5 protein-coding genes and 1 tRNA gene are annotated in these 5578 nt (G+C 35.2%); 4 read left to right on the top strand and 2 right to left on the bottom strand.

Annotation, left to right across the window (positions count from 1 at the left end; translation table 11 throughout):
* Positions 1 to 364 precede the first annotated feature (364 nt).
* Positions 365 to 440, bottom strand: a tRNA-Gln gene (locus tag ACUVXA_RS15335).
* Positions 441 to 596: 156 nt separating this feature from the next.
* Between ACUVXA_RS15335 and ACUVXA_RS15330 the strand changes: the two genes are divergently transcribed.
* The 3 genes from ACUVXA_RS15330 to ACUVXA_RS15320 all read left to right on the top strand — a co-directional run bounded on the left by ACUVXA_RS15330 (position 597) and on the right by ACUVXA_RS15320 (position 4216).
* A complete protein-coding gene (locus tag ACUVXA_RS15330; protein ID WP_445872155.1) occupies positions 597 to 1553 on the top strand; it encodes a triphosphoribosyl-dephospho-CoA synthase in 957 nt (318 codons plus the stop codon).
* Between the two features lie 134 nt (positions 1554 to 1687).
* Positions 1688 to 2947 carry a hypothetical protein gene (locus tag ACUVXA_RS15325; protein ID WP_445872154.1) on the top strand — a complete coding sequence of 420 codons (1260 nt, stop codon included), beginning with the start codon at positions 1688 to 1690 and terminating at the stop codon, positions 2945 to 2947.
* Between the two features lie 147 nt (positions 2948 to 3094).
* Positions 3095 to 4216, top strand: coding sequence for a hypothetical protein (locus tag ACUVXA_RS15320; RefSeq protein WP_445872153.1), 1122 nt, complete (start codon positions 3095 to 3097; stop codon positions 4214 to 4216).
* 94 nt (positions 4217 to 4310) lie between these two features.
* On the opposite strand, the gene ACUVXA_RS15315 is transcribed toward ACUVXA_RS15320, so the two are convergent.
* On the bottom strand, positions 4311 to 4979 hold the full coding sequence (locus ACUVXA_RS15315; protein WP_445872152.1) for a hypothetical protein: 669 nt from the start codon (positions 4977 to 4979) through the stop codon (positions 4311 to 4313).
* 167 nt (positions 4980 to 5146) lie between these two features.
* Here ACUVXA_RS15315 and ACUVXA_RS15310 point away from each other — a divergent pair, with 167 nt between their 5' ends.
* The gene (locus tag ACUVXA_RS15310; protein WP_445872151.1) at positions 5147 to 5479 is read left to right on the top strand and encodes a CooT family nickel-binding protein; all 333 of its coding nucleotides are present in this window, start codon (positions 5147 to 5149) and stop codon (positions 5477 to 5479) included.
* Positions 5480 to 5578: the final 99 nt, after the last annotated feature.

The raw sequence follows: 5578 nt of genomic DNA, 5'->3' as shown, positions 1-5578 counted from the left end.
GAATCCAGAAACTAAATCCTCATCAGTTTCCAAACTCCCATATTTCCGGTGAAGAACACAAAGCCCATCACGCCGCAATATGTAAATATTATGAATCATTTAGGAAACCCCTTCCAACAGAATTTATTAATAATCTTCCGGACCAGCCATCCCAACTATTACATTTATTAACTTCTTAATTAGTTCTTCACGTTAATAACTTTTTTCTCTACCAAAAGTTAATACAGTTTATACTATAAATAATGCAATAAAAAATAACACTAAACTCCAAAAGACAAGAAAATAAAAGAATCATAATTCACAATACAGATTTCCTCAGTAGTAATTTTAGAATGATGATAAAATAGACCTAAAATTAAGTAATTGGTAGCCAGGAGCAGATTCGAACTGCTGTCCAGGACTCCAGAGGCCCCGATGCTTGACCGCTACACCACCTGGCTTAGAGTTTACTGTATTTTGCTTATAATCTCTACATGGTTAAAAAAGTTTCGTGATTTTAAATATAATAATTATTAATAAACATGGTGATGAATAAAAAATGTAATGGACAAAAAGTTTAAAATGTGTTTATAATTTATCTCTGTTTTGAAGGAGTAATGAGGTTGCAGAAAGGGGAAGAAACCTCTTCTTTGGTTCAGCAGTGTGCTATTTTAGCGGTTCTATTGGAGGTTAGTGGTTATCCTAAACCGGGGAATGTGCATCGTATTCGTGATATGCCCAAGACTCGTTATGAGCACTTTTTGGCTGGTGCGGTTGCTATTGGTCCGAGTATTAAAGATGCGGCTTTATTGGGTTACCAGGTGGCTTCTGGTGAGATCAAAGTAAAAAAGGCAAATGTGGGTAGACTTATTCTGAGAGCGGTTAAGGATACGAAAAATTTTCAGAGTGGAGAAAACATTAATCTAGGAACTGTTTTTCTTTTTGTTCCATTGGCTGTGGCTGCTGGTATGACTCTCTTTGATGGAAGGGTTATGGTTGGTGAGTTGAGAAGGGCTGTTAGGATGGTTATGGAAAACACAACGACTGATGATACTTTGGCTGTTTATGAGGCAATCGGTATTGCTAATCCTGGTGGTTTGGGGAATGTAGAAAAGTACGATGTCACAGATGAATTATCAAAATCTCTTATTAATAAAGATGGTGTTGTTTTGCAAGATGTTTTTAAAATAAGCGCTGGATGGGATAATATTAGTAAGGAATGGGTAACGGGTATGGAGATCACCTTTGAGGTAGGCTATCCTACTTTCCTAAAAGTTTATAGGAAATCGGGGGATGTGAACGTGGCAACCGTGCATACTTTTTTGGAAATTATTTCAAAATATCCTGATTCCTTGATTCAAAGGAAAATGAGTAGGGAGAAGGCGGTGGAGGTTAGTAGGGAGGCTGGGCATATTCTTAAAGAGGGAGGTTTATTAAAAGAAACCGGGAAAGTGTTATGTTGGAAACTTGACGAAGAATTAAATGGGTTTAAGGGTAGGCTTAATCCTGGTACTACTGCGGATCTGACAGCCTCTTCTATATTTGTAGCTCTCCTTGAAGGTTTTCGCTTTTAGATTTGTGAAAATATTAAATTATGAGAGAACGCACTAAAAATTGTCCTTCTTAGTATAGAATTTTTCTCCTTCCAATAAAGTTATTATTTGTCTCTTGTGTGTATATATACAAAGATTTTTAAGGTAGATTGTGTATGCCTTCAGAAGTGTTTGTCATCGATTTTTCTGGAAATAATGTTTTAGAGGATTCTCTGATTTTCCATACAGCTAATTTAAGTAGGGAAGATATCATAGATTTTTTCTCAGATATAGGAATTGTGGTGGGAATTACACAGCACTTTTCTACGGATATTAACAAAATATTATATTATGCAATTGTTGAAAACTCGAAAAAATCTTTATTGGGTATTATATTTGATTTGGAAGAGGAGCATGAATTATTCGAAACACCTCTCTTGGAGGAGGCTGAGCTTCTTTTACGGAAAGATAGAGATGAAAACTTTTTCTATAAAATAAAAGTGGCCTATCAAAGAATTATTCAAAAGGCATTAAAAAGTATTGAGGGAAGCATATCGGAGTTAGATAAAGAAAAAGAAGAAAACACTAAAAATGTTGAAAAATTAGAAGTAGTGTTGAATAATTTATACAATGAAGAAAAAGAGCTTCTGGTAGAATTAGAGAAGGGGGAGGAAACGGATTCGATTATGGAAAAAATTGAAGAGATAATAACAAAACAAAAACAGTTAGAAGAGATAATTAAAACGCAAAAAAATCTTGTAAAGATTAACGAAGAAAAGTTCTTTAACCTTAAAAATATGATAATGAAGCTCCAAGAATTCTATGACACGATTAGAGAATTTACATTTGATCAATCATTAATAAAACCCAAAGAAATAGTTGAAGAACAAGTAGAAGAACAGGAAATTCAGAGCACTACCGAAGAAGTTTCCAATACAGAAATTTTAGATTTAAAGAAAAAGCTGGAAATATTATCCTCTAAACGATTAGCACCTATACCAGAGCCAGTTTCTACCGAAGAAACTAGCATAGGATCAGAGGCCACCAGTACTTACAATAAAAAAGTGGAGTTATACGAAGGAAGTACTGATTTAAAAATCTCTTTATTTCCTGATGCTGTGAGTGAGACCGCTACAATATCCGGCATTCTTGCAGAAAAAGTTGGGAAAGTACCCTCCGCAATTATGGAATATCTGTTCTGGTTAAAGAAACCCAGAACCATTGTTGAGATTTCACAAGATCTTGAAATTCCTTTAGATGAATTAAGAGAACAAATAGATGCTATGGCGAAAAACGGGTATATATGCAAAATAACTAAAAGGAATATAAAAGAAATCTATTTAACCGTATGTCCTAATTGCCCCTTGCAATCCAAATGTGGAAAAGAGCGTGTAATTGATTGGAATCAAATTTTATCTAAGGTTAAAAATGTTTGAACTAAAATTTATTTTTAAAAATAGGATGTTCAAAATTCTGGTTGATTATACTTGTAAGCCATTCTTATGTTTTCTATTTGGTTATAGCTAAATTTTTTATTACTTAACTTTTTAATTGTTTATTAGGATTATGGGAAGAATGCAGTTATGTCAAAGATTCTTGAAAAACGTAAGCTTTGTATTGGTTTGGTCCGCAGATTAACCGATGAAGTCGGCAGCTTTACGGTCCAAGATATCATTTTAGAGACGGGGCTTCCTAGAAGTACGGTTCAGGATTGGATAAGAAGACTTTTAGAAGAGCAGCAGATCGATCTTATTATAAGTCCGAGTGGTCGTAAACCTGCTAAATATGCTTATAGTGTAAAACTTGGTTTACCTTATTCAGCGTGTAAAAGGATTTTTTCTACAGTAGATAGGATTCATAGGGTTGGTGAGATATATCACCATTGTAGTAGCGAGGGGGCGGTCATGTTTTGTGCATTTACACACAAAAGGGCTGGAGGAGCAATAACTAGTACTAGATATGAAGGTCTTATGTTAAGAGAAAAATTTCGACTAGACGGGAAGCAAGAAAGGGAAGTCATTAACAGGGGAGGGGCTTCGGTTGTGGTTGAGAGAGTGGATTTGTATGGCGATAAGGTTGTGCAAAAGCTAAAAGCCTTTGGTGGACCAGCGCATTCATTGACCGAGACGATGAAAAATGCAAGAGGAGTGTTAAGTGTTGAACTGGAGGATAAGGGAAGTTATACTGAGGGTAGAATCTTTACTAATGCTTTAGAACACTTAACCATAGGAATAGATGATACTGATACTGAAGATGCTGGAGCAACATGGGCTTTATCCTTATCTCTCCTGGATCATCTAGGTGAAAGTGTGGAAAAAATCAGCCACAAGGTAGTAATGTTAAACCCTGATATAAAATACAAAACTGTAGGAAATGCTGCAAGTTTTATAGAAATTGCAATAGATCCCTCGAGACATGATGAAATTTTGAATAAATGTACGACCTTTTTAAGTAAAACAACCATTTCTGAAAACACCGCAATTGCTATTCTTAGTGGACTGGTCATACCAGGCGAGTTAATAAAATTTGCAAACAAGGTGAGAGTGAAAGAAGTAAAAATCGCTGAAGCCTTAAAAACCGCTAAAGTATGCGGAATAGAAGTATTTGAAATAACCGGAAAAATGGGCGCCATAGGGGCTGTTGCGAGTTTGGCTTTTTTCGAATCCAATCCAAATATTTTAATGAATCCAAACACAAGCCTCTAACTATAAAAGAGATCTATTAAAATATTTTTAAAAGTATTTATGTATAAAAAAGATCCAAAGGGATGCTTATTACAAATTTTGTAGAAGATGCCCTCTATTGCCTAACTATTCTCTTTCTTCTCCTTCTGTATTTGGTCCTAATTTCTTTTTTCTTCTTTTCTTCCTCTTTCTCATAGTCAACTGGAACTTTTTCTTTCATCTTTAAGTATTCTCTGAGCCAAAGGATATCCGGATAAGCTGGTGGAGTAATTAAAATTTCTTTACCACAATTAGGACAAACACTTTTACCGAAAAGCACTGCCCCACATTTCGGGCAGAATCCGTGTTCAGGTATTGTTTTACGTAGTTTTAAGGTACCTCTAATATCCAGAAAACCAAAGATGGGAAAACCAATAGCGGCAACCATAGCTAGATAAACAATGGGCTCCGGAGTTTTACTATCAATCCAATTCCAAACAGCAAGCCACCATAATGGCCCAAGTAACGCAGACTCAAGGAAGGGAGGTTGAATCGACTGATACCCGATGATTGCTAATACCAAACTTGCTAAGAAGCCTGTTACGTAAAGAATGATATACTTCCTAAAAGCGGTTCTCTGTTTCAACTCATTGGCGCTGAGGCACTCTACACATCTCTCACCCACCAGTTTTTCTACCTCTTCAAGGCAAATATGACAAAAGGGTCGTTCACAGTTAACACATTTTCCCACAGCAATTGTGTCGGGGTGAAATGTACATCTTGGGAATCTATCCCTTCTCGACACTTCTTTTTTATCTCCTGTGTATTGTTATTCTAATTTCTCTTGTATGCTACTACTTTCCTCTTTAAAAAACATTCGGTTAATGAGACTTTTCGAACTGCCATCAGTTACAATTATTAAGAAAAAAATTTTTCATTTACCTATTCTATGAAATAATGGAGGTGTTTTTTATGTGTGAGTTTAAAGTCACTGTATCTGACGGTGGGCAATCATCTATGGTTGCTACCGACATCGTTTATGCTGAACTAGTTGATGGAAAAATTATTCTTAAGGATATTTTAGGGGTTTCATTAGTGGTAGAATCTGCCATTATTTCCCATGTTAATGTCAACTCACAGCAAATGAAGCTACTCAGTTTACCAATAATTAATAATTTTATCAAGTTTATTGAACATTACAATAAATGTATATCCGAAAGGGAGTATAACCCAGATTTAGAAAAAATTTGGAATCAATTCAAAATTGATGGAGATACCTTAGTAGAGGATTTAAAGGGTGTATGATAATTTCCTCCCTCTCTCGCCTCTTTTTTAAAAAACGAACTAATCTAATCCATATTTTTAGCCGTAGATAAAGGTCATAAACATTATAATATATATATT

The sequence above is a fragment of the Candidatus Jordarchaeum sp. genome, from assembly GCF_052745115.1.
The sequence above is the reverse complement of the archived record's forward strand: the minus strand, read 5'-3'. Positions and strand labels throughout refer to the sequence as shown.